Here is a 25165-nt window from a genome sequence, read left to right on the forward strand (position 1 = left end):
AGACCTAAAGAGGGGAAGGAGTTAAATACATTCACTATAGAAAGTAGTTATATAGCATTGTTGTAAAGCATGAGAGCAACCCTATCTATACTAATTTTAGCAGTACTTTATGCCTGTAATAATGAACCTGATCCACTGATGCTTCAAAAAAAATGGAAGATAAAGGATGCCATTTCTTCAGCACATGGAAGTTATTGGTTAGCCGAAACAGAAATACTTGACTTTACCGATTTGTCTACCCCGGATGAGCAAAACTCAAGTATGTATTTATTCCAGACTGAAGAAAAGCAGTTGATAATATTCAAAGATAGTGATGCCTACTTTGAGGTCTTGAGGTTGACAGAGGATACACTGGAAGTCGGGCTGTATCTCAATAAAGCTGTTACCAAAGAAGGAGTTATGGTGATGTTGTTAAAGTGTAATTCGGTAGATTAATAGAAATTATATAATTCTTCTGAAGACCAGTCCCGAAGGGATGCTAGTAGGGCACAAAACAGGTACGGCAGTAACATACAAGGGTTTAACCTGTGCTATCAATGACGCGGGTATCATTACCCTACCCAATGGGAAGCATATGGATGTCAGTGTGTTTATTTCAGATTCCCTCTTCTCCCAGGTCTGTGCCACCCGGCGAGCGTGTGGCAAGTAGTCTTGTAAGTGTAGAAGAGCAGGAGTAAATACCATAATGTTGTACGGTGCGTTATGACTTAATAATTCTCGGTGCTTAGACGATTTTCGCGCTAAACTTTGTCAAAGCTAATTTCAATCGCGAATTGTCTGTACTGTAAAGATAGCTTTGACAAAGTTCTAATACATTAATCTGGGTGTAGCACCTGATTTTTCAAACTACTGTAAACAAGTTTAACACTATGCATCGCCAAACGATAATTTGTATTTCTATCCTCTGCTTATCGCTGCCTGCATTCGGGCAAAAGGATGTACTGCAGGAAATCAATGAACATGCGCAAAAGATCAGTGGTAATGTGGGGGTGTATGCCTTGCTGCTGGAAACAGGAGATACAGTGGCTTATCATGCTGAAGAGCAATACCCTATGCAGAGTGTCTATAAGTTTCCCATTGCCATGGCAGTGCTTTCTCAGGTAGATCAGGGCAAACTAAGTTTAGATCAGGTCATTCAGGTACAAGCTACTGATTACATACCAGAACAGGGCTATAGCCCCATACGGGACAAATATCCTGAGGGCGTGGCGCTTAGTCTTAGAGAGCTGTTAAGGTATGCCATACTGAGTGATGGCTCTGCCTCAGATGTATTGCTCAAGACCATAGGAGGTATAGAGGTCGCCCATGCATATGTACAGCGTCTGGGTGTATCAGCTATGGCGATTGCCCTTACCGAAAAGATACAGGTGGCCAATGATACGATGCAGTACCAGAACTGGTCAACACCCAGGGCTATGACGCAGCTATTAAAAATCTTCTATACGGATGATGTGCTTTCAGCGCCAAGCCGGGAATTGCTCCTGCATGATATGATCAACTCCAAAACCGGCCTCCACCGATTAAAGGGCATGTTGCCCGAAGGCACGGTAGTAGCGCATAAAACAGGTACTGCAGGGACCTACAATGGCTTAACCCGGGCTACCAATGACGCGGGCATCATTACGCTACCCAATGGGAAGCATATGGCTGTCAGCGTGTTTATTTCAGATTCCTACGCATCTTCCGAAGAACGTGATCTGGTGATCGCCAGCATTACCAAATCCATCTTTGATCGCTGGAAGGACTGAGCGGTTTACATGAGAAAAGGTCTTTTTATCATAATGTTAGAAGAGAATTAACGTCCTCAAAATGCTAAGTAAGTTGCATCTATTTTTATATTGCAGAAGCCAGGTGCTGAGGCCATGCGTTGTGGCACATCAACTTAGATATTAATGTTAGACAGGTTTGCAATGACGGAAAGATTCTTCCAGCATATCAAAAAGTTTGTGGCTTTTGGTAAAGATGATTTTACAGATGCTCTTGCTTTCTTTCAATACAAAAAAGTAGAAAAAAAGGAAGTATTGATGGAAGCAGGTCAGTTGTGCAGACAATGTTTCTTTGTATTGAAAGGCTGTCTCCATATGTATTTTATCAATGACAAAGGCGTAGAAAAAAACATACAGTTTGCCATTGAAAACTGGTGGATGTCTGACTATCTGGCTTATCATCATCAGCAAAGCACAGGTTTTTATATTCAGGCAGCGGAAGCCAGTCATGTGCTCTGCCTTGACTACGATAAGCAGAACCAGCTTTTAGAAGCTTTTCCTCAGCTGGAATCATATTTCAGGCATGTGTACCAGATCGCCTACGGGGCTTCCATCATGCGGATGAAATATCAGTTTGACTATTCCAAAGAAGAAATATTCTTTTCTTTCAACGAACAGTTCCCTGAGTTTGTACAGCGTGTACCTCAGTACATGATCGCCACTTACCTGGGCCTTACTCCCGAATACGTGAGTGAACTGAGAAAAAAGAAACGATCTTAAACCAGCTTAATTTTATTGCCCCCCCTGCCCTTTACCTTTGCTTCATATCAAATATATCAAGCAAATGGAAAAGAGAATTCAAATAGACGTATTGGAGTCTGAGGCTTATAAAGGAATGTTTGCCTTGGAACAATATCTGCAAAAAAGCCAGTTGAGCAGATCCCATAAAGAACTCATCAAAATCAGAGCTTCCCAGATCAATGGCTGTGCTTTTTGTATCCATATGCATACCCAGGATGCGTTGAGGTACGGAGAGAGCGCCCAAAGAATTTTTCTGTTGGATGCCTGGAGAGAAGCAGGAGTGTTTACTGAAGAAGAAAAATGCCTTTTGCAGCTTACCGAAGAAGTGACACTGATACACCAGGGAGGTTTATCCTCCGAGACTTACAAGAAGGCAGTAGAGTTGTTTGGAGAACATTATTTAGCACAGATCATTATGGCCATTACGATTATTAACGCCTGGAACAGGATAGCGGTCAGTACCCACAAACCAATAGCAGACTAAATTTTGATTCCCATGAAAACGATATATATCCTGATTGCTGCCCTCTTCTATATGAGTGCCTGTGATACTGAGATGAATAAAGCGCACTCGGGCAGCACCGACAGTAAGCAGAAAGTATTACAGAAAGGACTGCCCGTAATTGGCTTGTTGATGTATGAAGGAGTGCTTACCACTGAAGTTACCGCTCCTCTTGATGTGTTTGCCAAACCGTCAGAAGAGGGAGAGCAGCTTTTTAATGTCATTACCATTGCCCCGACTGCGGCCCCTATTGTAAGCGAAGAAGGCTTGGAGATGCAGGCTGATTTTACCTTTGAGAATGCTCCCCAAGTGGATGTACTCTTTGTACCCAGCGCCTACGATATGTATTCGCTGGTGCGTAATGATGAAATACTTGCATTTATCAGGACGCAAAATCAGCACACTGCTTATACCGTAAGTAATTGTGCCGGTGCTCAGTTGATAGGTGCTTCAGGGATTGCGGACGGAAAGAAGATCGTAACCTGGATAGGTGGAGGAAAGGAATTGCAGGAGAATTACCCGGCATTAAAAGTGCAGGATGATTTATCAGTGAGCTATGTGGAAGATGGTAAATTCCTCTCAGCTAATGGCAATTTAGCCAGTTATATCTCCTCGCTGGAACTCCTGGAAAAGATGACGGACCATTCGCATAGAAAATACGTAGAGTCTTACCTTTATCTGGATAGGCTGCGGCAATGGGCTGCTGAATAGGGTATTGATCAAGTAGTTTGATGTTTAACGTTTGAACTTTGCCACACGCATAGCCATGCCAAAAGGGTTACAAAGCTTAAGTCATAATTCATAGTAGACAAGGGAGAGCTGAGAAAAAAGTTTTATGTTAGCGCTTTAAAATCAGAAGCGTAAAGGGAGCCAATTATGAACAATGCTATGGGTGCGGAACCCATTCCAAAAAAGACACGAATTGAAGTACTGGATGTGTTCCGCGGCTTTGCTGTCTTTGGCATCTTTATCATTAACATTGAAATCATGAACTGTACCTTCATCAATCAGGGTACATTTAGCCAGCAGTGGAGCTCAGGCATTGATCAGCTTACCTCCAGAATCCTTCAGTTGTTTTTTTATACTAAGTTCTTTCCCATCTTCTCTCTGCTCTTTGGCCTGGGCATAGCCATGCAGGCGTTGAAACTACAGGAACATAACAAGCTTAGCTTCTCCTTTTTCGGAAGAAGAATGTTTGTGCTATTCATATTTGGGTTGCTGCATATCACATTACTATGGTCGGGGGATGTATTGCACCTCTACGCCATGCTGGGTATGCTGACTACTTTGCTGATCAAAAGATCCAAGCGGTGGATTCTGATACTCTCGGCCATAGTACTTTTCTTTCCTTTTTATGAGCAGTTGTTTGACTGGTTTGTACAACTGACCGGCTTCCAGCCAGAAAGTTACCTTCAGGGCTTCGGTGGGGCAGAAACTGTCAGAATCATCAGGAGTGGTAGCTATACGGAAGGAATTGGTTTACGGCTGAGAGAGTATGCAGCCAACATTCCTTTATTGTTTATGTTTCTTGCTCCAATTGCCTTTGCTATGTTTTTACTGGGCCTATATTTGGGCAAGATCAATGTGCTGGGTGCTTTGGACGGGTTTATCCTCAGTATTCGTAAACCTATGCTCGTACTGGCAGTATTCACCAATCTGTATAGAATCGTTTTTTTATTCTTTTTACCGGATTTTAAAATATACAGAAGCGAGTCCCTACGCCCCTTCTTCTTCAAGATGATGGAAATCTCTGATATGTTTATGGGCTTGTTTTACCTCTGGCTTATCGGGTGGCTGTGGTATTTTACCTCTGCTAAAAAGCTATTATCCCCGCTAAAGTATGTGGGTAGAATGGCACTGACCAATTATATCATGCATTCGGTAATGGGTGTTTTCCTTTTCTCCTCTTTAGGCCTTCAGCTCTATGAAACGCTGAGCCCATCACAAACTTTATTTACGGCTATAATGGTATTTGCCCTACAACTGATCTACAGTAGGCTCTGGCTAAACCACTTTCAGTATGGTCCCTTAGAATGGCTGTGGCGCTGCTTTACTTATCAAAAGAGGTTGCCCATTCGTAAAGTAAAGAGAGTCCCACCCAAGACAGCAAAATGAATTATTAAATTATCAGAAAATCAAAACCCACAGCGAAGTGCCGTGGGTAGTGTAAAAGTAATTCGTATAGATCATCAGAATTTATTCCATTAAAGGAAGAATTTCAATCTTTCTGAAGTCTACCGGATGGCTTTCGCTTTGTAAAGAGATGTATCCTGAGCTAAGCAACTGACCATCAATTTTTACCGCTTCATCATGTCCGCTCACTGTTCCTCCTCCCATCTGAGGTTGCTGATAGGTCAGTACGGTATCTCCGTTGACCAGATGATGGATGATTGAATCTCCCATCACCACCACTTCGGCAGTCACCCACTGGTCGCCACGATAGGTTTCAGAAGTGGAGTTGATACAATGCTGAGTAACCAATTCTCCGTCCATCACCACATTGGTACCAGGGGTGCAAAGGTTACAGGTAGTGCGTGTATCTTCACTTCCTTCCGGTCCGCCCAAAAGCTGTACTTCTATGGAGATAGGAAAATCCTGGTCCAGCCCCATACTTTCAGGAGATTGTCCGTGCACCATGATACCGCTGTTGCGCCAGGCCCAGCCTTCACCTTTAGGAGCCTGCTCACCCACAAAACGATATTCTACCCTGAACTTATAATTAGAATAAGGCTTTTCGTAGAAGATATGTCCGTATTGCTGGGCAAAGTCATCATACTGATCGTAACGTACCTTCATCAGTCCGTCTTCCACTCTGAAAGTATTGTTATAGTTATCATCCAGTTCATGTCCGCGGATTTTTACATGCCAGCCGCTCAGGTCTTCTCCATTGAAGAGAGATATCCACTCTTCCTCTTCCTGAGCAGGTGTATCGCTCTGAACTTCGCCGGTTTGTTGTGCCTGCTCTTCACTGTTTTGACTGGGGCCGCAACTATAGATGAATAAAAGGCTACTGAAAATTAATGATAAGGTTCTCATAGGTATGAAATGAATAAAGGATTTTCTTTTTGTGATGTGATGAAAAATAAATGTCATGCAACTATTGAGAAGCATGACACTCATAATACTGTTGAAAAAACGGTTCAAGAAACTAGTTCATAGGGTGATAGTCTACCACGAAGGCATCTTCTAACACACCCAGAGAACCAAGCAACTGACCAAACTTTTTGTGTTCAGGATGTGGCAAGTAATTATCACGGGCGGCAGCGTCTTCAAAAGTGAGGCTGTATACATGCGTAAAGCCCATATTCTTACCCTCAGGACTATTATTGATACCATGCTCAAAAGAAACGATTCCCGGAATTGTATTTTGTAGGTCGCGGAAAGCATCAGTAACTTTCTGAATGTCAGCATCGGAGGCATCTTCTTTGTATTTAAAGACTACCACATGCTTCAAAGTGTCTTCTTGTTGTTGCATATCAATGATAAATGAGCTGGCGGTAATGGCCAGAATGAGTGAAAGTACAATTGAAATCTTTTTCATATTAATACAGTAGCTTAGTGTTGATGTGAAGGCAAGTTATTATTTTTTGCTAAAATTTCTAATATTGAAGACTGAGGCTCACAAAAAAGCAAGCATTTCAGGAGTAGTGGGAGCCCAGTACACTTTATTACCCGCAAATCAATGCCTTTATCTTCTGATGATTATCGTAAAGTCTTACGCAAATGGATCAAACCTGGCTGGGCAACAGCGATTGTACTTCTCCTGGTATTAAGTACTGTCAGATTTATACTGGTGCTACAGGCCAATGTTGATGGCAGTTATCAGCATATCTCTTACTTTTTCATGCTTTTGATCGTACTGCCTTTTGTGCTTTTAAATACTCCGGGATGGAAGAAAATAGGCATCAATAAAGTGCAGCGTTGGAAAGGCATTGGGTGGGGTATAGTCTTCGGAATAGTAAGTTGCGCCTTACTTTTTGGTTTAATGTATTGGTTCTACGGCAATACAGATTATAATGCTTTCAATTACATAGCCCGTACCTATCACGGATTGCCGGATAGTATGGATAATCAAAGCCGCCTGATGTACTTTACCATATTTGCAGGGATCAGCATGTTTTTTAGTCCACTAGGTGAGGAGCTATTTTATCGCGGAATTATCCACGAAAATCTAGCGGTGGAAGTAGATCATAACAACGCCAGTATTATTGATAGTCTGGCATTTAGCCTGGTTCACCTTTCTCATTTTGGTGTAGTGTATCTCAATGCCGAGTGGCGATTTCTGTTCTGGCCTTCTATCCTGTGGATGGTAGGTTTATATGCAAGCTGTAGGCTGTTTTACTTCGCCCGGGTATTGAGCGGATCAATTCTCGGCGCGATCGTAGCGCATGCCTTTTTCAACCTGACGATGAGTTACTTTATCTTCTACCATATTCTGTAGAGAGAGAAATCAGAGACTTCAATCGTGGTCTTTTCCACCATAAATCCACATGGCCTGGGTGGTACCGGCCTTTGCAAATCCACACTTTTCATAGAAATTAATGGCTTTTCCATCAGCAGTCAGCATCTGCATATGGAATTGGCCGTATTTCTCCGCCATGCGTTGCATGATCATCTGCCCAATTCCCTTACCCTGATATTCAGGATGTACGAGCAGGTGAGGGTAGTACACTACAAGGTGCCCATCGGAAATAGCATTTCCCAGCCCCACTAAAGTTTCGTTTTCCCAGGCAGAAACCAGAGCGTGAGAGTTTAACAATCCCTGGTATAAGGCTTCCGGTTTATCTGCCGCAGACCATCCGTTGGCGCGGTAAAGATTGATGATAAGTTGCTGAGGAATATCCCGGTCTTCGGAAAGCTGGATTGTCATGCGTTTTTTTGTCTTAAATGTACTAGTTTTGAAGTTTAGAGCAGGAAGTCAGAAGCTGGAAGCAGGAAGTTTAACTTCCCACTCCTGACTTCCAACTTCCTGCATCTGTCTTTCTACTCCCAACAAGAAATTAAATATGAACAACACTCAGCAACATAAAAAAGTATTTCTGGATCATGATGGGGGCGTAGATGACCTGCTCGCACTCTTACTCGTGCTTTGTATGGATGAAGTTGAACTGATCGGGGTGAGCGTAACCCCTGCCGACTGTTATGCGGAGTACGCTGCTGAGTCATCACGTAAATTCATGGATTTGATGCTGGCAGAACCTGTTCCGGTTTCTATCAGCAAAGCCAGAGGGATGAATGCTTTTCCCGAAGTGTGGCGTGCTCAGCCGCAGATCATCAATGCTTTTCCGCAACTGCTGAATATGAAAAGTGTGCGCTCCCCTCTGAGTAAATTGGAAGCCAGCGACTTTATCATAGAAAGGCTGATGAACAGCCCTGAGCCAGTATCTTATCTGATGACTGGCCCCAGTACCACGCTGGTCAATGCGCTGCGAAAAGAGCCTGCCATTAAAGAAAAAATTACTGAGATTATCTGGATGGCGGGAGCGGTTAAAGTACACGGAAATGTCCGTACCTATACCCACAATGGTACGGCAGAATGGAATGTATACTGGGATGCGGCCTCTGCCCAATGGCTGATAGAACAAAATCTCCCCCTGACGATAGTGCCGCTGGATGCTACCAATCATGTGCCGGTCACTTTTGATTTTCTGGAAAAGATGGCAGCACAGAGGGAGTTTGAAGTCTCTAACCTGGCTTCTTTTTGCTGGGCTATTACGGTCAATACCATTCCCGGCTATGATTACCTCTACCATATGTGGGATGTATTATCTGTGGCTTATGTGTCCAGGCCTGATATCTTTAATTCAAAGCAAATGGAATTACAGATTGCCCAAAACCTGCCCAATGAAGGGGAAACCTATGAAGAAGCTGGTTCTGGCAACTGGGTAAATGTGGTGACCGATGTGGAGAGAGAGCTCTTTTACGATTACCTCTTGAAGCAATCCAGGAAAAACTTTATCAGCCGGTAGTCTGCGGTAGCATAGGAAAAAGGTGGCGAATATCATCTTCTGATACCTGGCGTCCGTATTCGCAGACTTCAAAAGCCTCAGCATGCTGTACTTTCTCAGCTTTTGTGTTTCCGTACCAACGAGACAGAGACTTTCTGACTTCATCGGTTGGTTTTTTTGTCCATTGTTCTTTGAGCCAGTTGGTGCGCTCCTTTTCATCCTGAGGCACTTGTTCCAGTTTACCTTCTATCCAGGGGAGCCATTCGTAAAACTGCGAGCTATGGGCATCCAGCGAAAGGATTTTGTGTTCGTAAGTTTCGTCAATACTCACCGCAATGTCAGGGCGAAAAGGGTAGGGCTTCTGGAAGTGATCCTGGAAGTATAGAAAAAGCGGATTTTTACGCAGTGGAGCAACACCCGGTGCGACATTAGGCACCATTACCATATAGGCTGCATCCTGCACTAGCTGACTGGTATAACGATGATCGGGATGATAATCGTTAGGCCGATGCGTAATAACAATATCAGCCTCCCACTCACGGATTCTCTGGATAATACGGCTACGATTCTGTAAGTCAGGCTCCAGTTGTCCATCGTGATTGTCCATAATTTCGTAAGACACGCCCAGAACCTGAGAAGCTTTGATACTCTCCTTGCTACGGCAGTCTACCAGTTCGGTGCCTCGCATGATATGATGGCCGGCATCGCCATTGGTTACTGAAATAAATTTTACGCGATGGCCCAGCTTAGAAAAAAGGGTGGCAGTACCTCCGCCATACACTTCACAATCGTCGGGGTGTGCTCCTATAAAAAGTATGTTCATGATTTAATTAAAAATTGAAAAATTAAAGATTACAAATTGAAGGCTTGTGTTTATTATTATTTGAGCTAAGCGCTTAAGGATTGATAAGTTTTACTTTGTCGCCGACTTTTATCCTGCCACTTTTGATAATTTTAGCAGTGATTCCCCCGTGTCCCCGCATGGCATTGTACCCTCCCTCACCAAGGTTTTCTTCCATACGGGAGCAGGGGTGACATAAACCAGTAGTTTCCAATACAGCTTCTCCGATCTGAAACTGCTGATCTTTGAGTGCAAGGAGGTTAATACCTCTGACCACAATATTGCGCCTTACTAATGCTGGATCAAGCTTTTCTTTTCCTAAAAAGGAGGCTACTGCATGCAAATGTTCCTCACTGATCAGCGTTACCTGTCGTTTGCCCCCGGCTCCACCTCCGTAGTGATCTCCTTCCAGGCCATGAGAAGCGTCCGCAAGTACACTTTCTTTTTCTACAGGCATACTTCTCCTTTCCGGTCTGATGCTAATCCAGCTTACTATCCCTACCTGAGGTAAGGTATTCAGCAGATCTTTGATTGTCACTCCTTCCTTTCGCATAGCTTAGGGATTTTGAAATTCTACATTCTCTATTTTAACAACCACAGGGTTAGGCCAGGTCTTGTCATTATACAACCTTTGGGCCCGCATTACATCCAGCGTGACCCCCTTTTGATTTACATATACATAAGGTGTTGCATCTATTTCGGGTTGGTATTCCAGAATTTCTCCACCATGGCCCAGTATACTCACTTTGGTATTTTCATTTCCTTTGACACTGCGCAACTGAAATGTTTTGCGTTCACCATAGGGCCAGTGGGTATGGGTGATAAAAGCATAAACCATATTCTGATTTTTGGCTTTGGTAAACCAGATATCACCTTCCCGAATGATGTTCCAGGGTTCAATATTATTCAAAGCCTCCTGGTTCACAAAATTCCAAAGCGCCACTTCCCGCAAACGATCTTCCTGGGCTTCAGGAAGTGTGCCGTCGGGTTTTGGCCCAATATTGAGCAGCCAGTTTCCCCCTTTTGCTCTTATTTCAATCAGGTTATTAATAATTTCCGTACCACTTTTATAAGTTTCGTTAGTGGGTTTAAACTGCCACTGGGTGCCCATGGTATAGCAGGCCTCCCAGGGAGAAGGCAAGGGTTCATTGGGAATGTTTTGCTCAGGCGTTTGAATGGCTCCGCGCGTAACCACAATGTCAGGGTCAATTTCCCAGCAAAGCTTGGCCAGTTCGGTTTCTCCATACTGTTCAATACCATCAATAAACACCATCTCAATTTTTCCGTAGTTGGTCAGCAATTCGCGTAACTGTTTTTTATCATATACCAATAATTCCGGATTGTTGGAAGGTAAAGCTGCTTCACGCTGCCGACTGATTGGAAGCCCCTGCTGATGAAGAAAATAGAAGTCATCGGGAGAGAAATACAGCCCGACAGCAATACCTTCTTTACGAAATGCATCCAGTACTTCAAGGGTGGCATCTCTGCCAAAAGGGGTGTTCATGATGTTAAAATCAGTCGTTTCTGTGTCGTACATGCAGAAACCGTTATGGTGTTTGGCTGTAAAGACTACATACTTCATACCTGCCAGTTTGGCCAAAACCGCCCATTTTGCAGGTTCAAATTCCTGGGGATTAAATGTTTTAGGGAGTTCTTCTATGTAACGATTGATAAAATCCTCTGAGGCTCCGACCATAGAGTGACTGATTACAGAACCTAATTGGGCATCAACACTCCAGTGAATAAACATGCCAAACCCCAGGTCAGTAAACCATTGTTCACGTTCCGGTTTATTCAGGTTTAATATTTGCATGTCCTCCTGTGCGCTGAGGGGCTTGGCGAGAAAAGTTGAGAGTAAAAGGCAATAGAGGGTAATTCGCATAGGTTATGTTGTTCAAAAAAAGTAAGAGTACAATTTAGTAAAAAGGCTGGAACATCAGCAAGTAGATAGAATAAGTAAGTGGGTAAGGCGTTGTAGCATTAGATTTTATGAAAAAAGGTGTAGGAATAATCATTTGTGTCTGTCTTTTGAGTTTTCAGGCAGTAGCACAGAAGTATAGTACGGCCCTGGGGCTGAGGTTTGGCAATCAGAATTATGGCATCACTGTCAAGCAGCGGATATTCAAAACCGTAGCGGTAGAAGGGCTGATGACTGCCGGAGAACGTGAACTGCTGGGTACATTTCTGGTAGTCAACCACTTCCCAATTTTAGGCAGAGGCTTAAATCTGTATGCCGGTGGCGGTGGTCACCTGGGAGGACTGAAAGATTTTGGTCCGGTACTGGGAATTGACGCCATGATTGGCTTGGAGGTTAAATTGCCCTTTATGCCCCTGACTGTTTCGGCTGACTTTAAACCCGCTTACCATATTCTGCATGAGGATTGGTTTGATGCCAATACCGCGGTTTCTGTCCGCTACATCATCGGTAAGGACACCAAAAAGCAGCGGGTGAAAAAGCGTGAGAAACGAAAGCGGAAAAAAGAACGTGCCAAACGCAGAAAAGAACGCCGTAAAGAAAGAGAACAGCGGAAAGAGGAACGTGAAGACCAAACTTTCTGGGAGCGTATTGGGCTGGATGGTTTATTTGGAAAAAAAGAGGATTAACGATTGTCATGCCAGTGACAAACTTTTTTACCAAAAAGTGAGTATTTATAGTATGAAAAACGCAAAACTATATTTACTGGCAATATTGGCTGCTTTTGTCACCGCCTGTGGTGGTAATAGTCAGGCGCAGAAAGATAATGAGCAAGATAGCAACTCTCAGATGGTAGATCATCAGGATCGTGATGGAAAATATATCGGTGTTTGGGAAGATGAAATGGAAGGAGATTACGAATACCAGTTTTCGGAAGAGGAATGGAAAGAAAAACTGAGTGAAGATGAGTTTCATATTCTTCGTGAAGCGGGTACCGAAAGAGCTTTCAGCAGCCCTTTGAATAAGATCAAAAAACCAGGAGTTTTCTACTCGGCAGCCACTGGTCAGCCTTTGTTTACCACATCTACCAAGTTTGAATCAGGTACCGGCTGGCCCAGCTTTTATGAGCCTATTGACAAAAAAGCGGTAGTGCTGAAAGAAGATAATACTTACGGCATGACCAGAATAGAAGTGCTGGATAGTAGTAGTGGTTCACATTTAGGGCACGTATTTCCTGATGGACCTAAGCCTACTGGTTTACGCTACTGCCTGAACGGTGATGCTTTGCTTTTTGTAGCTAAAGGAGAAGAGCCACCGGCAATAGTAAAAGAATATCTGGAGAAGCACCCGGAAGAAAAACCTGAAATCTAGTTTTTAAAAAGTTCAAGTAAATCTTCAGGTTGATGAATGAGGTAAGAAGGCTTTAGCGATGCTAGAGCCTTTGCTGTATGTGCCCCCCAACTAACGGCTACCATGTCTATACCGGTAGTTTTCGCGGCTTCAATGTCGCGCATTTCATCACCGATGTATACCAGTTCTTCAGCCTTGATTTCTTTTTCTCTCATGATTTTTCGCAAAACCCTGCTCTTACCAAAGAGATTGCTGGATGAGTAGACAAAATCAAAAAAAGACAAATGATGGGTCTCCAGAAAGCGCTCTACATTGCTTGGCGTATTGGAAGTGAGAATACCCAGCCTGAAAAATTGACCCAGACGAGGCAATACTTTTTCCATTTGAACAAATGGCTTAGCCAGGTGGACCTCCTCCTGAAATTCCTTTTTTACCCGAGCTGCAATAATGGGAATTTTCAGCATGGGCACTTTAAGTTCACGAAAAGCTTCCAGCGTAGATTTACTTCTAAAGCTAGCAATGTCTTGCTGATCAATTTTTAAGAATCCATACTCTTCCGCCAGAGAATTACTGATTTCAAGCAGACGGTGAAGCGAATCAGCAATTGTGCCGTCAAAATCAAAGAGGAGCGTGGTTTTATCTTCCAGCATGAGGCTAAGGTTCAGGAAGTGGGGGCGGACCTCCAGCCAATCCTATATACTTGTTGGAATTATAAAGCATGATTGCACCAGCAAAACCTACTACTCCACCCGCAAAGATCATGGGTTGTCCCCAATCGCTATAATCTTCAGTTCCCAGAAGTATGCCTCCAGCAATCACAATAGAATAACCGATGGCAGAAGTGAAGATACCTCTTTTGAATCTTTTGTGGGATAATCTTAAATTAGCTTGAGTGGCCTCCAGTTCTACTTTCATGTTCATGATTTCTCTCTTCAAAGAGTCTATTTGAGCATTATTCTGAGCCTTTCCCTGTAGGTTGACGCCAATGAAAAACACCAGGAAAAGTAAAACGAGTTTGTAAGTCATGTTTCTTGATTTCAGTAATACAATCCGCTATCAAGATATGATATTACTATTGATTTAACCAACTTTTGAAGTCACTGACTCTTTCCCGGCTTACAATCATATCTGCCGGACCAGGATGGGAAGTAAGTACCTTCAAGCGGCCATTAACATAACTTTTTACTTCTGAAAGCGCATCAACGTTGATGATAAATTTACGATTGATTCGGAAAAACTGATTAGGATTCAGGAGTTTACTTTCAAGAGTTTCCAGCGTATAATCAATGACATAGCGCCTGTTACTACCGCTAGGTATAAGGTAGGTGGTTTTGCCATCAGCATAAAAAAGAGCTATATCTTCTGCGGCAATGCTTATGTAATTATCTCCAATTTTGACAAGAAACCTTTTTTTAAAAGTATTCTTGAGCTGGTTTTGGATGTGCTTTAAGACTTCTTCGTAAGTATGTGGCCTCTGATGGTAGTGCTTGTATTGGTTAAGAGCGGAACTCAACTCTTGGTAATCAATAGGCTTTAGAAGATAATCAATGCTGTTTACTTTAAACGCCTGTAAGGTATACTGATCGTAAGCGGTGGTAAAAACGATAGGCGTACTGATATCCACCTGCTTAAAAATGTCAAAACTACTTCCGTCTGATAACTGAATATCAAAAAAAGCAAGATCCACTTCTTCACCTGACCTGAAAAAGTCTACTGTATCTTTTACCGAGTCAAGAGGAGGGTGGACAATAATGTGTTTGTCGTAATTTTTAATTTGTTTAGCTAGAAGTTCACTGGAAATGGGCTCATCTTCAACAATTAATACTTTCATAGATTGGGCTGTTTTAATAGAGGCAACTTTACCACAAAGTGTGTTTCCGTTTGCCGAATTACCACATCTTTACGTGTCATGTGGTGGTATCTCAGTTCAATATTACTAAGCCCGAGTCCACCAGAAATTTCAATCTGTGGCTTGCTTTGTAAATTGTTCTTCACTACCAGAAACTCATTTTCTACAAAAATGTCTATTTGAATAGGAAGTTTTTTTGAAATAATATTATGTTTTACAGCATTTTCAAGCAGGAGTTGTACCGATGCAGGAGGAATAAAATAAGCTTTGGGATCTATTTTACTAAGATTTAATTGAAAATTAAGGGGTTCTCCAAACCGTATTTTCAAGAGGAAAATATAAGCTTCAATAAATTCAATCTCTGTTGAAAGTGGGACTAACTTCCGATCATTATTGTACAATAAATAGCGGTAGACCTTGGAAAGTTGCTGTACAAATTCGGAGGCTAAAGCTTTGTTTTTTGCAATTAGTCCGGAAAGTACACTGAATGAATTGAACAAAAAATGCGGGTTGATCTGATTTCTGAGGGCTTCAAATTGTGACTCAGCATGCAGAGTTTTCAGTTGTTCGGCTTCCAGCTTGGAGTCTCTTAGTTTCTGATTGAAATAGGTGATGGCATGGATGGTATGCAGAAAAAGATTGATTCTGAATCCAAAAGCAAGACTGAGCTTTATCTGGGTAGAAATCTTAATTGTTTCCATCCCAAAAATTTTCGGTACCAAGGTTCCAAACAGTAAAGCAATTAACCCTACATGCACTAGGCTTAGAAGAAAGAAAGGTATGAGGATATGCATTTTCCTGGGAATGCGGTCTTCGTAAGTTTGCAGCAGACCAAACAGAAAGCGGTTGCTTTCCCAAACCAGAAATACAATACTGAAAATTGAATAAAAAAGGAGTGTAGATGAAATTTGAGTGCTGAAAAGCCTGTCACCTTCAGTAAACAGAATATTCAGGTAAGAGTAAATCGCTAAGAGGAGTATGTATAAATATCGGAAGCGATTGCTGAACATTGGGGTTAAAATAAATATGCAGGCACCCTAAAAAATGATGCCTGCATAAATCTAATTATTATTCAGGAAGTAATACCTGATTGATCACATGAATTACACCATTGGTAGCTAATATATTTACGTCAATTACTTCTGCATCAGCACTGGCTTCATTAAGATCGGCAATAGTTACCGGATCAGCCACATTTACAGTGATTTCACCACCACCGGCAGTAGCAACTGCTCCGCTGGCAAGGTCAGTTGAAAATACCGCAGCGGAAACTACGTGATACAATAATACTGCACGCAATAAAGCAGGGTCAGCAGCTTCAATAGCAGCTACATCAGCAAAGCCTGCATCTATAAAGGCTTGGTCAGTAGGCGCAAATACAGTGTAAGTACCATCCTCACTGCTTAACAGGTCTACCAGGCTGCCGTCAGTATCATCAGCATTTTGAAGGGCTGCAAGTAGTAAAGTAAACTGAGGGCTTTCCGCATCGCTCGCTGCAGCTACTACAATTTCAGCGATAGAATTCATAGGTGGAACAAGCACGGCATCAATCACATGTACTACTCCGTTATCTTCTTCCAGATCAGGAATAATTACCTGAGAATATCCATTTAAGAAAATGCCATCCTCACCGTTGTTGCTGATATAAATTTCTTCACCAGGTCCACCTTCATCATTGTCATACAGACTTGGTGCAGAGGATGGACCGGCAGCAATGGCGGAAGAAGGTACTTCCATGCCTAATACATGATAAAGCAGAATTTCATCCAGCAAATCAGAAGCAAGAAGTTCTGTGGCGTCAGCAAAGTCGCTGCCATCAATATAAGCGGTGAATGCATCATTGGTAGGCGCAAAAACAGTAAGCATCGCATCTGCATCAGTCAAAGCACCATCAAGTTCAGCAGTTTCTACCGCGGCAAGGAGAGTAGTAAAGCGACCTTCAGGGTCAAATACAGCAGGTTCTAAAACAGTACCCAAGCTATTCAGGATGAAAGAAGGAACCAGTACGGCGTCAATGACATGTACTACACCATTGCTGGCGGTAATATCAGCTAACCCATCTACCACATTGGCGCTGCCATCTATGGTAGTACCATCAATGCTGAGGCTACTTCCCTCCAGTGTTTCTTCTGATTCTGTCAGTTCAGAGGCTGTTTTAGAGGTAGCTAGAATATGGTATTCTAAAACACGCTCTAATACGTAATCAGGTACATCGTCCAGACTTTCGTAAGTATCTCCGGTAGCAGTAGTCAGGGTTTCAAGTAATGCTGTAAAAGCATCATTGGTTGGAGCAAAAACTGTCAGGTCAGCGGTTTCATCACCAGCAGCATCAAGCAATGCCGGCACTCTTCCTAATGCAGCTACTAATGTACTCAGTGCATCAGTTTCTGAGGCTATTTCAGCAATGGTCTGAGGAGCTGGTTCTATCACAAATCCTTCAGGAACCAATATCTGGTCAATGGCATGGATCACACCATTGGTAGCCATAATATCAGCTTCAATGACTGTTGCATCATTTACAGTTACTGTGTTACCATCAATTCCAATGGTTACACTTTCTCCGCTAAGAAGCGTAGGAACACTTTGTCCATCCGTCAAATCTCCTGAAGTGGCCTCTAAAGCAGCAACATGGTATTGTAATATCTGTACCAATGACTCTTCACTAATATCTTCCAGTGCATCAATGCCTTCCGCATTTGCCAACAAATCTTCAAAAGCAGCATCGGTTGGAGCGAATACTGTAAAAGGCCCGGTTCCAGACAAGTCATCATCCAGACCGGCTGCAACTACTGCACTAACCAGTATTTCAAAGCGATCATCTCCCTGAGCGATCTCTACAATATTTTGAGTGGGTTCCGGATCAGTCATGCCTCCATTGTCATCGTCGTCGTCATCGCAGGCGGTGAACAAAAGTAGGCTTAGACTGAATACGCCTAGTAAATAAAATAGACGCTTAAATTTAAAAATTGATCTTTCCATTGTTCTTAGGGTTAAAAAGAGTTTGGTGATTAAACATACCCTTGGAACAGTATGGTCAGGTTTTCAGCTTCGGGAATAGGGGTGTACTGTAAAGACTTAGGTTTGAGTTGTTGAATAAAATGAATGAATCGTTAAACAACCACTAACGATATTGCTTTTTCATGCAGCATCTTCAATAGCCTGTAGAATTATATCGCAAGATTCTTTAACTTGATCATCAGTAATGATCAGGGGAGGGGCGATACGCATAGCATTATCGCAGTAGAGAAACCAATCAGTAAGTACCCCAAGCTCAATAGCCTTGTCAATGACAGGCTTTAGGGTTTGGAACGAATCAAAGCCCAGCGCCATCATGAGCCCTTTGTTGCGAAATTCTTTGATTTTGGGATGTATAAGATATTTTTTAAAAAGACTGGCTTTGTGGTCTACCTCTTTGTGAAGTTTTTCTTTCTGAATAATTTTCAAGGTTGCTAAAGATGCCGCAGCACTTACCGGATGGCCTCCGAATGTTGATATGTGTCCCAGAATAGGATTCTCTCGCAGAGTACCCATAATCTCAGCGGAAGATATGAAAGCGCCAATCGGCATACCACCTCCCATACCTTTGGCAGCAACTAAAATATCAGGCACTATACCATAATGTTCAAAAGCCCAGAACTTGCCGGTACGGCCGAAGCCTGCCTGAATCTCATCCAGAATAAGCAGCGTACCAGTTTGGTAGCACCTTTCTCTTAGTATTTGAAAATAGTCTTTTTTAGCTAAACGTACACCAGCCTCACCCTGGACAGTTTCTATAATGATGGCGGCGGTATGTTCAGTGATTTGTTCAAGCTCATCATAATTTCCAAAGTGAATATGTCTTACTCCGGGCAGCAGTGGACGGTAAGCTTGTTTGAAGCCTTCATTTCCACAAACTGATAATGAACCCTGGGTGGAGCCGTGATAGGCGTTTACACAGGAAACGAGCTCGTAACGTCCGGTAAATCTTTTGGCGAGTTTGATAGCACCTTCTACCGCCTCACTGCCAGAATTTACAAAATAGCAAGTGTTGAGGAGATCGGGAAGAGTATTTGAAAGGGCTTTTGCAAGCTTGATCTGGGGTGACTGTATAAACTCACCATAAACCATCAGGTGCATATACTTGTCAAGCTGTTCTTTTACAGCTTTTACAACTTCAGGATGACGATGTCCGAGATTACTCACCCCGATGCCGGAAATAAGGTCAATATACTTTTGCCCATCTTTCCCGTACATATAGATGCCTTCAGCCCGCTCAATTTCAAGCATTAAGGGAAAATGCGTAGTCTGAGCCAGATGATCCAGAAAAAGCTGACGCTGTGAAATACTACTGGTAATATTTTCGCCCATTCAACACTTAATTTTGTACAAATTTAATATTTTCACGCGAACGATGAAATTACTCAGGAATTCATTTGAGTAATTGAATTGAACAATTTCAGTGAAAATAAGGGATATAAGGGCAGGGGAAAATTATATCACTTTTCCAGGAATATTACTCATTGACAAATACCTTTTGGATTCTTTTTAACATTTTTTTCTCCTTGTTCCAGAAGAAAGTAAACTGGCCGAAGATGGCCCCATAAAACAATAGCAAAAACTGATAGGCGGGCATTACAAATGCGATGTAGGTTATCGTTTTCAACCACATGCTGGTAGTTTCATCAAAGCCTATCCATCCGAAAAAAGCTTTGCGAACAAATACTACTGTGCTTCCGGTGAGTGAAAAGACAAGTAATACAATCAAGACCTGATAAATACTATTCAGTGCCCACTTCTCCTGTAGTCTTGCTAAAAAACCTGTCTTGGTTTCAATAACTTCTTCTTTCATATCTAGTGTAGTTCTCCAATTTGAACGTCAAAACTAAGCACATAATGGCGGACATAAAATGATTATCGTCAGTTTTTCATTCTAATGATAAATGAATAATGAACAGTGATTGATGATGAATGAATCATCAATCATTAAATCGTGGTGCTGAACAGCGTGGATTCAGGTTTATTCCTCCACATGCGCGCATCTAATGCCATACAAACATTTCGGATAAAAGGTTTACCTGCTTCCGAAACTTCTATAAAATGATCTTCTATATGCACAATGCGATCTTTCGTCATTTCAGAAAGTCGCTCGGCAGCGAGCTGTAAGATCTCATGATTAGCTTCTGTATCATGCCAGGAAGTACGGAAGCGGCACATCAGATTAAGGATATGCTGACGGACGATAAGGTCTTCAGCGGTCAGCAAATGCCCACGGTAAACAGGTAGATGTCCCTCATTCACTTTTTTCATGTAAGCCTCCACTGATTTGATGTTCTGACCAAAAGCCGTCCAGGTATCGCTGATGGAAGAAGCTCCCAAACCGATCAGTAGTTTGGTAGAATTGGTGCTGTAACCCATGAAATTACGGTGCAGTTTACCCTGCTGGCTGGCGATGTAAAGAGAATCGCTTTTACTGGCAAAGTGGTCCATCCCAATCTCATGATATCCGTTTTCTTCCAACATGTTTTTTCCCAACTCATAGAGATGTCTTTTTACCTCGTTCGTAGGCAGAAACTGCTCAAACTTTTTCTGAGCAGGCTTTAGCCAAGGCACATGGGCGTAGCTGTAAAAGGCAATACGGTCGGGCTGAAGCAGTAGTGTTTTTTCAATGGTATCTTTTACGGTGTCTATGGTTTGTAGAGGCAAACCGTAGATCAGATCAAAATTGATGGAAGTATAACCAATCTTTCTGGCCAGTTCGGTAGCTTCCTTTACCTTTTCAAAGGGCTGAATGCGGTGCACCATTTTTTGTACTTCCGGATCAAAATCCTGTATGCCGAAGCTCAGCCTGCGAAAACCCAGGTCGTAAAGCACTTGCATATGTTCGGCAGTAGTATTATTGGGATGTGCCTCAAAGCCCATTTCGGCTTCCGGACTTAACTTTCCTCTTTCAAGAATTGTCTGAATCAGTCTCTTCAGATTTTCAGGGCTGAAGAAAGTAGGTGTACCTCCACCCAGGTGTATTTCTTTAATAATGGGTGCCTCCAGTCGGGCCTCTCCTAATAAGTCTACATACATTTGCCACTCTTTGAGCAAAGTATCTATGTATGGCGTTTCAACAGCATGGTTGACCGTGATTCGGGTATTGCAACCGCAGTAGGTGCACAGACTTTCGCAATAAGGTAAGTGAATGTAAATGCTTAAACCCTCTTCTTTATTCCCTTCATAAGTAGCTTTAACTTTAGCTTTCCACTGATCTTCAGTGGGAGGTGTTTCATCCCAATAGGGTACAGTAGGATAACTGGTGTAGCGGGGACCGGGAACATTATATTTTCGGATTAATGAAGTATTCATGACTGAGGTATAAGTTTAGTGACAGATTTCAATACCGGCATGCTGCTCGGTAGAAATATTGGGACTGACAAAAGGAATGTCTAATGAGAGTCCGCGAAGGATAAAGATCACGCCCATGACAACTACCATATAAGGAATAGCAGCCCTGATTTTGTTACGGATACCCAGACTGATCCACTGACCAAAAAAACTTACCAGCAGCATGACAGGCCATGTGCCCAGCCCAAAAAGCAGCATGTAGGCAGCACCCTCGGCAGGATTTCCCATGGCAGTAGCTCCGGCGATGCCCAGATACACCAAACCGCAGGGAAGTAATCCGTTAAGGCTGCCAATCAGGAACATGGAAGGGTAGGAGCGGATAGCAAAGAGATTTTGCATACGCATCTTTACTTTTGCAATTCCTTTAGAAATCAGATGGTTAGGGCTTAGCTTGTGGATAAAAGCAGCCGGAAGGGCCACTCCCAGAATCACCAGTACACCTAAGGCTACTGATACCGATTGCTGGAAGCCAGCCATCACAAAGCTTTGCCCCAGCAGCCCAAAGAGGGCACCTATCAAAGCATAAGTGCTGATGCGCCCGGTATTATAAAGCAGACTGCCCATCAGCCGGTGACTATTGAAATGCTTATGTACAGGTAACGCAAGAGCAATAGGACCACACATACCGATGCAGTGAAAACTGCCAAGGGCTCCGATTGCAAATGCGGTGAACAGAAAACCCATGACTATTTGATGTAAAGGGATTCTTCAACATAATACTCTTTTTCTCCATCCGTCCAGTCTACCTTTACTTTGTAGTAACCTTTGAGTAGTTCGCTGGTAGGTATCCACTGACGGAGATTGGAATCTACATCTATCTTGGTGCTTACATCAAAGCGGGCATCAGAAGGACGAAAGAAATTGATTTCTCCATCCGGTTTTTGACCTAATTCTTCAGGAAACTGCACCATAAGTTGTTGATTCTCCTGTACAAATGAAATGCTTTGCTTAAGCGCATTTGTATTGTTCATCTTATCAATCTGCTGCTGATACTGAATTTCCTGCTTATAGTAATCTTCTGCTACCAGGTCTACATTCTGCTGGAAGCTTTTGACAACCAGAAAAACAATGAATATCACAAAAGCAGAAAATGCGAAAGCTATTTTATGTCCCCAGTTCATCTCTTTATAGTGTTATAGTTCTTAGTGTTATGGTGAGATAGTATTATGGTGTTATAGTTTTATGGTTTGTTTTGCATTGTTGCACAGAAATGTGGTGTGAAGAAACATTTTACTGTAACACAATAACACTTTCGCATTACAACACCATTCAATTCGCTGGTCCAAGAAAGTTTGTATTTACTTTTTCAATCAGTTCCTCACCAGAATACACACCGATCTCTATCTCGGTTTTCATTTGTTGAAGGTCATTTCTGTCAAAGATCACGAAGACAGCACTTTCGGCTACTCCCTGCTTTTCCAGAAAAAGATTTTCATTACCTACCATCTGAATGCTTCCCTTATCTTCCAGCAATTCCAGATGGATGGGCATATCCTCATTCGTCTTATTGATGATCTTGATATTATAGAGGTTGCTGATTTTGTTATCCCCCTGATCCTGGTAGAGCATGCCAGGCGTTCTCAGAATACTGGTTTCCACATCGGTACGCATGACTAGTAAGCCACCCAAAACCCCCGCTAATAAAACCAGTACTACAGAGTAAGCAATGCTACGGGCGGTGAAGTGAAACTTTTTGCCTTCCGCAATATTTTCTTCAGAAGCATAGCGGATAAGCTTTTTGGGCAAGCCTACTCTTTCCATGATGTCATCGCAGGCATCTATGCAGGCAGTACAGTTGACACATTCCAGTTGCGTGCCATTTCGGATATCAATGCCGGTAGGGCAAACCTGTACACATTGATGGCAGTCTATACAGTCTCCTTTTCCAACATCATCACGGTTTTCACCTTTTCTGAATTTGCCCCGGCTTTCCCCTCTTTTGTAATCATAAGCAACTACAACTGATTTACGATCCAGCAACACACCTTGCAGACGGCCGTAAGGGCAGACATTGGTACAAACCTGCTCTCTGAATTTGGCAAAAACAAAGTAGAAGGCAAAAGAGAAAAGTAACATAGCAGTAAGACCTCCTATATGCTCAGCAGGTGGGTCAGTCACTATGCTTTTTAACTCTTCAATACCAATAATGTAAGCCAGAAAGGTATTACCAATGAGGAAGGCAATGGCAAAGAAAATCAGGTGTTTGGAAGTTTTCTTAATGATTTTTTCCCGGTTCCAGGCCTGCTTGTCCAGTTTACGTTGTGCAGTATAGTCGCCTTCTATCCAATACTCTATGCGGCGAAAAACCATTTCCATAAAGATGGTCTGAGGGCAAACCCAACCGCAAAAGATACGGCCATAGACGACTGTAAAAAGTATGATAAATACCACCAACACCAGTGTGCCGAACACAAAGAGGTAAAAATCCTGTGGCCAGAAAATCTGTCCGAATATGACAAACTTCCTTTCCAGAATATTAAGCAGAAGCAAAGGTTCTCCATCAATCTTGATGAAAGGACCAGCAAACAGTATTGCCAGAAGTACAATGCTGACTAAAGTACGGGCATTGTAAAACTTTCCTTTGGGCTTTTTAGGATATATCCATACCCGTTTACCGGAGGCATCTACAGTAGATATCCGGTCGCGGAAGGAAACTTCCTCTTCATTTTGTTTATCAATTGCTGCCATTTTGCTTACACTTTAAATTTTCAATAGAAGCAGCCTAAGAGCCTGCCCTAGCAAGCTCTTTCTAACTGTCAATTCAATGCCATCTCATCCCGCTCGTACAGTTCTCCTTGAGGTTCTTTACCATTAGGAGGATTGCTGCCTTCCAATGTGATGATAAAGCTGGAAAGATCCTGCATCTCGGTAGGGGATAACTGGCTTTCCCAGGGAATCATACCTTTGGCAGGTACACCGTACTTGATGGTTCGGAAGATATCGCTAATACTACCCCCATGAATCCAGTATTTGTCTGTGAGGTTAGGACCAACACCGCCTTCACCAGCTTGTCCATGGCAGGGAGCACACTTCTGAACATAGAGTTCCTGTCCGTTAGCCAGACGATCTTCAGCCTCTACAAAGGTTACATTAGATTCATCCACATTGTTGCCTGCGGTAGCCAGGTAAGCTTCTACTTCTGCTTTGGCCTGAGCCATTTCTTTTTCATACTCTGCTCCCTGCAAATCTCCAGTACTAAATACATGGTAGTGAAGCAGGTAGGCTACACCAAAGATGATAGTAATGTAAAACATAGCTTTCCACCAGGGAGGAAGGTTGTTATCCAGTTCTACAATACCATCATATTCATGGTCAGTCATTACTTCTTCCTCACGCTCTACCGGTACGGCATCATTCCATTTGGTAAGAATACGTTCCCAAAGTGTCTTATCAACTTCCTGTTCTGCGGCTACCTCACTTCCATTCATAGAAGCTGCAGTTTCAGGCTTGAGCACTTTGTTTGCTATTACCTTTACAACCACAAACATAGTAATTACTACAAGAAGCATAATGACCTCAAGTGCCAGTACGCTCCATACCAATACTTCCTGAGCGTTGGCTTCCCAAAAACTGCTTTGAGAAGCGCTGTCCTGGGCAAATGCAGCCATTGGGAAAAGGCTAAGTCCCAGCCAGATCTTAAACGCGGGGTTGATAGATTGAAGCAGTCTTTTCATGTCAAATTATTTTAGATCGTTCTGTTGATTTCTCTCTGTTTCATTATCCAGCGGGAGACTTGCGATTTCTGTTATTTCCTGCTTGTCTGCCTTAATAACCCAAATCAGTAGCAACAGAAAGAAAGTAAAGAAGATGATGAAGGAGATCAGGGGATATATCTCAATCCCTGCGATGGTCTCCATATGATATTTAATAAATTTTAGCATGTT

Annotated in this window: 30 protein-coding genes and 1 pseudogene; 12 read left to right on the plus strand and 19 right to left on the minus strand. The window is 42.6% G+C overall.

Annotated features, from left to right (window positions below; genetic code table 11):
* Window positions 1–69: 69 nt before the first annotated feature.
* From WJR50_RS05215 to WJR50_RS05245, 8 genes and pseudogenes are all read left to right on the plus strand, one after another.
* Entirely contained in the window at window positions 70–435 is a 366-nt protein-coding gene (locus tag WJR50_RS05215) for a hypothetical protein (RefSeq protein WP_341292177.1), read from the plus strand.
* A gap of 31 nt (window positions 436–466) precedes the next feature.
* Window positions 467–604: pseudogene (locus tag WJR50_RS34185) on the plus strand (serine hydrolase); the annotation flags it as partial.
* Window positions 537–677 (plus strand): hypothetical protein, encoded by a 141-nt coding sequence (locus WJR50_RS05220; RefSeq protein WP_341292178.1) that lies wholly within the window; start codon window positions 537–539, stop codon window positions 675–677. The pseudogene WJR50_RS34185 and the gene WJR50_RS05220, both read left to right, overlap by 68 nt.
* Window positions 678–869: 192 nt before the next feature.
* Complete coding sequence (bla, locus tag WJR50_RS05225; protein ID WP_341292179.1) at window positions 870–1748, plus strand: class A beta-lactamase; 879 nt, start codon at window positions 870–872, stop codon at window positions 1746–1748.
* A 162-nt stretch (window positions 1749–1910) separates the two neighbouring features.
* A complete protein-coding gene (locus WJR50_RS05230; protein ID WP_341292180.1) occupies window positions 1911–2486 on the plus strand; it encodes a Crp/Fnr family transcriptional regulator in 576 nt (191 codons plus the stop codon).
* Between the two features lie 64 nt (window positions 2487–2550).
* Entirely contained in the window at window positions 2551–2991 is a 441-nt protein-coding gene (locus WJR50_RS05235; protein WP_341292181.1) for a carboxymuconolactone decarboxylase family protein, read from the plus strand.
* Between the two features lie 12 nt (window positions 2992–3003).
* Window positions 3004–3720: a DJ-1/PfpI family protein gene (locus WJR50_RS05240; protein ID WP_341292182.1), complete on the plus strand. Its 717-nt coding sequence runs from the start codon at window positions 3004–3006 to the stop codon at window positions 3718–3720.
* A gap of 165 nt (window positions 3721–3885) precedes the next feature.
* Window positions 3886–5124 (plus strand): DUF418 domain-containing protein, encoded by a 1239-nt coding sequence (locus WJR50_RS05245; protein ID WP_341292183.1) that lies wholly within the window; start codon window positions 3886–3888, stop codon window positions 5122–5124.
* An 81-nt stretch (window positions 5125–5205) separates the two neighbouring features.
* On the opposite strand, the gene WJR50_RS05250 is transcribed toward WJR50_RS05245, so the two are convergent.
* Entirely contained in the window at window positions 5206–6045 is an 840-nt protein-coding gene (locus WJR50_RS05250) for a 3-keto-disaccharide hydrolase (protein ID WP_341292184.1), read from the minus strand.
* Between the two features lie 112 nt (window positions 6046–6157).
* The gene (locus WJR50_RS05255) at window positions 6158–6550 is read right to left on the minus strand and encodes a Dabb family protein (RefSeq protein ID WP_341292185.1); all 393 of its coding nucleotides are present in this window, start codon (window positions 6548–6550) and stop codon (window positions 6158–6160) included.
* Between the two features lie 141 nt (window positions 6551–6691).
* Between WJR50_RS05255 and WJR50_RS05260 the strand changes: the two genes are divergently transcribed.
* Window positions 6692–7450: a CPBP family intramembrane glutamic endopeptidase gene (locus tag WJR50_RS05260; protein WP_341292186.1), complete on the plus strand. Its 759-nt coding sequence runs from the start codon at window positions 6692–6694 to the stop codon at window positions 7448–7450.
* Window positions 7451–7468: 18 nt separating this feature from the next.
* On the opposite strand, the gene WJR50_RS05265 is transcribed toward WJR50_RS05260, so the two are convergent.
* Window positions 7469–7879, minus strand: coding sequence for a GNAT family N-acetyltransferase (locus WJR50_RS05265; protein ID WP_341292187.1), 411 nt, complete (start codon window positions 7877–7879; stop codon window positions 7469–7471).
* A 136-nt stretch (window positions 7880–8015) separates the two neighbouring features.
* On the opposite strand from WJR50_RS05265, the gene WJR50_RS05270 reads away from it, so the two are divergent.
* Entirely contained in the window at window positions 8016–8978 is a 963-nt protein-coding gene (locus WJR50_RS05270) for a nucleoside hydrolase (RefSeq protein ID WP_341292188.1), read from the plus strand.
* On the opposite strand, the gene WJR50_RS05275 is transcribed toward WJR50_RS05270, so the two are convergent.
* From WJR50_RS05275 to WJR50_RS05285, 3 genes are all read right to left on the minus strand, one after another.
* Window positions 8968–9780 (minus strand): PIG-L deacetylase family protein, encoded by an 813-nt coding sequence (locus tag WJR50_RS05275; protein ID WP_341292189.1) that lies wholly within the window; start codon window positions 9778–9780, stop codon window positions 8968–8970. The two genes, WJR50_RS05270 and WJR50_RS05275, sit on opposite strands and share 11 nt — an antisense overlap.
* A 73-nt stretch (window positions 9781–9853) precedes the next feature.
* Complete coding sequence (locus tag WJR50_RS05280) at window positions 9854–10351, minus strand: MOSC domain-containing protein (RefSeq protein WP_341292190.1); 498 nt, start codon at window positions 10349–10351, stop codon at window positions 9854–9856.
* A gap of 3 nt (window positions 10352–10354) precedes the next feature.
* The gene (locus tag WJR50_RS05285; protein ID WP_341292191.1) at window positions 10355–11680 is read right to left on the minus strand and encodes an alpha-L-fucosidase; all 1326 of its coding nucleotides are present in this window, start codon (window positions 11678–11680) and stop codon (window positions 10355–10357) included.
* 107 nt (window positions 11681–11787) lie between these two features.
* Here WJR50_RS05285 and WJR50_RS05290 point away from each other — a divergent pair, with 107 nt between their 5' ends.
* Both WJR50_RS05290 and msrB read left to right on the plus strand, forming a co-directional pair.
* Window positions 11788–12402: a hypothetical protein gene (locus WJR50_RS05290; protein WP_341292192.1), complete on the plus strand. Its 615-nt coding sequence runs from the start codon at window positions 11788–11790 to the stop codon at window positions 12400–12402.
* A 52-nt stretch (window positions 12403–12454) separates the two neighbouring features.
* Window positions 12455–13084 carry a peptide-methionine (R)-S-oxide reductase MsrB gene (gene msrB, locus WJR50_RS05295; protein WP_341292193.1) on the plus strand — a complete coding sequence of 210 codons (630 nt, stop codon included), beginning with the start codon at window positions 12455–12457 and terminating at the stop codon, window positions 13082–13084.
* Here msrB and WJR50_RS05300 read toward each other — a convergent pair.
* From WJR50_RS05300 to WJR50_RS05360, 13 genes are all read right to left on the minus strand, one after another.
* Complete coding sequence (locus WJR50_RS05300; RefSeq protein WP_341292194.1) at window positions 13081–13713, minus strand: HAD-IA family hydrolase; 633 nt, start codon at window positions 13711–13713, stop codon at window positions 13081–13083. The genes msrB and WJR50_RS05300 overlap by 4 nt on opposite strands.
* A 4-nt stretch (window positions 13714–13717) precedes the next feature.
* Window positions 13718–14089: a hypothetical protein gene (locus WJR50_RS05305; RefSeq protein ID WP_341292195.1), complete on the minus strand. Its 372-nt coding sequence runs from the start codon at window positions 14087–14089 to the stop codon at window positions 13718–13720.
* A gap of 46 nt (window positions 14090–14135) precedes the next feature.
* The gene (locus WJR50_RS05310) at window positions 14136–14894 is read right to left on the minus strand and encodes a LytR/AlgR family response regulator transcription factor (protein ID WP_341292196.1); all 759 of its coding nucleotides are present in this window, start codon (window positions 14892–14894) and stop codon (window positions 14136–14138) included.
* Window positions 14891–15922 (minus strand): sensor histidine kinase, encoded by a 1032-nt coding sequence (locus WJR50_RS05315; protein WP_341292197.1) that lies wholly within the window; start codon window positions 15920–15922, stop codon window positions 14891–14893. Before WJR50_RS05315 ends, WJR50_RS05310 begins: the two co-directional genes overlap by 4 nt.
* A 58-nt stretch (window positions 15923–15980) precedes the next feature.
* Window positions 15981–17891 carry a fasciclin domain-containing protein gene (locus WJR50_RS05320; RefSeq protein ID WP_341292198.1) on the minus strand — a complete coding sequence of 637 codons (1911 nt, stop codon included), beginning with the start codon at window positions 17889–17891 and terminating at the stop codon, window positions 15981–15983.
* Window positions 17892–18050: 159 nt separating this feature from the next.
* Window positions 18051–19235 (minus strand): aspartate aminotransferase family protein, encoded by a 1185-nt coding sequence (locus WJR50_RS05325; protein WP_341292332.1) that lies wholly within the window; start codon window positions 19233–19235, stop codon window positions 18051–18053.
* Window positions 19236–19404: 169 nt separating this feature from the next.
* Entirely contained in the window at window positions 19405–19740 is a 336-nt protein-coding gene (locus tag WJR50_RS05330; RefSeq protein WP_341292199.1) for a DUF6787 family protein, read from the minus strand.
* 134 nt (window positions 19741–19874) lie between these two features.
* Window positions 19875–21242: an oxygen-independent coproporphyrinogen III oxidase gene (gene hemN / locus WJR50_RS05335; protein ID WP_341292200.1), complete on the minus strand. Its 1368-nt coding sequence runs from the start codon at window positions 21240–21242 to the stop codon at window positions 19875–19877.
* A 15-nt stretch (window positions 21243–21257) separates the two neighbouring features.
* Entirely contained in the window at window positions 21258–21965 is a 708-nt protein-coding gene (locus tag WJR50_RS05340) for a sulfite exporter TauE/SafE family protein (RefSeq protein WP_341292201.1), read from the minus strand.
* Between the two features lie 2 nt (window positions 21966–21967).
* Window positions 21968–22402 carry a FixH family protein gene (locus WJR50_RS05345; protein WP_341292202.1) on the minus strand — a complete coding sequence of 145 codons (435 nt, stop codon included), beginning with the start codon at window positions 22400–22402 and terminating at the stop codon, window positions 21968–21970.
* Window positions 22403–22550: 148 nt separating this feature from the next.
* Complete coding sequence (ccoG, locus tag WJR50_RS05350; RefSeq protein WP_341292203.1) at window positions 22551–23969, minus strand: cytochrome c oxidase accessory protein CcoG; 1419 nt, start codon at window positions 23967–23969, stop codon at window positions 22551–22553.
* 68 nt (window positions 23970–24037) lie between these two features.
* Window positions 24038–24955, minus strand: coding sequence for a cbb3-type cytochrome c oxidase N-terminal domain-containing protein (locus WJR50_RS05355; protein ID WP_341292204.1), 918 nt, complete (start codon window positions 24953–24955; stop codon window positions 24038–24040).
* A gap of 6 nt (window positions 24956–24961) precedes the next feature.
* Window positions 24962–25162 (minus strand): CcoQ/FixQ family Cbb3-type cytochrome c oxidase assembly chaperone, encoded by a 201-nt coding sequence (locus tag WJR50_RS05360; RefSeq protein WP_341292205.1) that lies wholly within the window; start codon window positions 25160–25162, stop codon window positions 24962–24964.
* Window positions 25163–25165 lie beyond the last annotated feature (3 nt).

The organism is Catalinimonas locisalis (genome assembly GCF_038039535.1).
Lineage (GTDB): Bacteria > Bacteroidota > Bacteroidia > Cytophagales > Cyclobacteriaceae > Catalinimonas.

Excerpts from the sequence above, each read along its gene's own strand:
- WJR50_RS05355 (WP_341292204.1), bottom strand. The coding sequence starts at position 24,955 with ATGAAAAGACTGCTTCAATCTATCAACCCCGCGTTTAAGATCTGGCTG.
- WJR50_RS05235 (WP_341292181.1), top strand. The coding sequence starts at position 2,551 with ATGGAAAAGAGAATTCAAATAGACGTATTGGAGTCTGAGGCTTATAAA.
- bla (WP_341292179.1), top strand. The coding sequence starts at position 870 with ATGCATCGCCAAACGATAATTTGTATTTCTATCCTCTGCTTATCGCTG.
- ccoG (WP_341292203.1), bottom strand. The coding sequence starts at position 23,969 with ATGGCAGCAATTGATAAACAAAATGAAGAGGAAGTTTCCTTCCGCGAC.
- WJR50_RS05280 (WP_341292190.1), bottom strand. The coding sequence starts at position 10,351 with ATGCGAAAGGAAGGAGTGACAATCAAAGATCTGCTGAATACCTTACCT.
- WJR50_RS05310 (WP_341292196.1), bottom strand. The coding sequence starts at position 14,894 with ATGAAAGTATTAATTGTTGAAGATGAGCCCATTTCCAGTGAACTTCTA.
- WJR50_RS05305 (WP_341292195.1), bottom strand. The coding sequence starts at position 14,089 with ATGACTTACAAACTCGTTTTACTTTTCCTGGTGTTTTTCATTGGCGTC.
- WJR50_RS05340 (WP_341292201.1), bottom strand. The coding sequence starts at position 21,965 with ATGGGTTTTCTGTTCACCGCATTTGCAATCGGAGCCCTTGGCAGTTTT.
- WJR50_RS05230 (WP_341292180.1), top strand. The coding sequence starts at position 1,911 with ATGACGGAAAGATTCTTCCAGCATATCAAAAAGTTTGTGGCTTTTGGT.
- WJR50_RS05270 (WP_341292188.1), top strand. The coding sequence starts at position 8,016 with ATGAACAACACTCAGCAACATAAAAAAGTATTTCTGGATCATGATGGG.
- WJR50_RS05265 (WP_341292187.1), bottom strand. The coding sequence starts at position 7,879 with ATGACAATCCAGCTTTCCGAAGACCGGGATATTCCTCAGCAACTTATC.
- WJR50_RS05360 (WP_341292205.1), bottom strand. The coding sequence starts at position 25,162 with ATGCTAAAATTTATTAAATATCATATGGAGACCATCGCAGGGATTGAG.
- WJR50_RS05285 (WP_341292191.1), bottom strand. The coding sequence starts at position 11,680 with ATGCGAATTACCCTCTATTGCCTTTTACTCTCAACTTTTCTCGCCAAG.
- WJR50_RS05275 (WP_341292189.1), bottom strand. The coding sequence starts at position 9,780 with ATGAACATACTTTTTATAGGAGCACACCCCGACGATTGTGAAGTGTAT.
- WJR50_RS05245 (WP_341292183.1), top strand. The coding sequence starts at position 3,886 with ATGAACAATGCTATGGGTGCGGAACCCATTCCAAAAAAGACACGAATT.
- WJR50_RS05315 (WP_341292197.1), bottom strand. The coding sequence starts at position 15,922 with ATGTTCAGCAATCGCTTCCGATATTTATACATACTCCTCTTAGCGATT.
- WJR50_RS05215 (WP_341292177.1), top strand. The coding sequence starts at position 70 with ATGAGAGCAACCCTATCTATACTAATTTTAGCAGTACTTTATGCCTGT.
- WJR50_RS05240 (WP_341292182.1), top strand. The coding sequence starts at position 3,004 with ATGAAAACGATATATATCCTGATTGCTGCCCTCTTCTATATGAGTGCC.
- hemN (WP_341292200.1), bottom strand. The coding sequence starts at position 21,242 with ATGAATACTTCATTAATCCGAAAATATAATGTTCCCGGTCCCCGCTAC.
- WJR50_RS05220 (WP_341292178.1), top strand. The coding sequence starts at position 537 with ATGACGCGGGTATCATTACCCTACCCAATGGGAAGCATATGGATGTCA.
- WJR50_RS05255 (WP_341292185.1), bottom strand. The coding sequence starts at position 6,550 with ATGAAAAAGATTTCAATTGTACTTTCACTCATTCTGGCCATTACCGCC.
- WJR50_RS05250 (WP_341292184.1), bottom strand. The coding sequence starts at position 6,045 with ATGAGAACCTTATCATTAATTTTCAGTAGCCTTTTATTCATCTATAGT.
- WJR50_RS05290 (WP_341292192.1), top strand. The coding sequence starts at position 11,788 with ATGAAAAAAGGTGTAGGAATAATCATTTGTGTCTGTCTTTTGAGTTTT.
- WJR50_RS05260 (WP_341292186.1), top strand. The coding sequence starts at position 6,692 with ATGCCTTTATCTTCTGATGATTATCGTAAAGTCTTACGCAAATGGATC.
- WJR50_RS05300 (WP_341292194.1), bottom strand. The coding sequence starts at position 13,713 with ATGCTGGAAGATAAAACCACGCTCCTCTTTGATTTTGACGGCACAATT.
- WJR50_RS05345 (WP_341292202.1), bottom strand. The coding sequence starts at position 22,402 with ATGAACTGGGGACATAAAATAGCTTTCGCATTTTCTGCTTTTGTGATA.
- msrB (WP_341292193.1), top strand. The coding sequence starts at position 12,455 with ATGAAAAACGCAAAACTATATTTACTGGCAATATTGGCTGCTTTTGTC.
- WJR50_RS05330 (WP_341292199.1), bottom strand. The coding sequence starts at position 19,740 with ATGAAAGAAGAAGTTATTGAAACCAAGACAGGTTTTTTAGCAAGACTA.
- WJR50_RS05320 (WP_341292198.1), bottom strand. The coding sequence starts at position 17,891 with ATGGAAAGATCAATTTTTAAATTTAAGCGTCTATTTTATTTACTAGGC.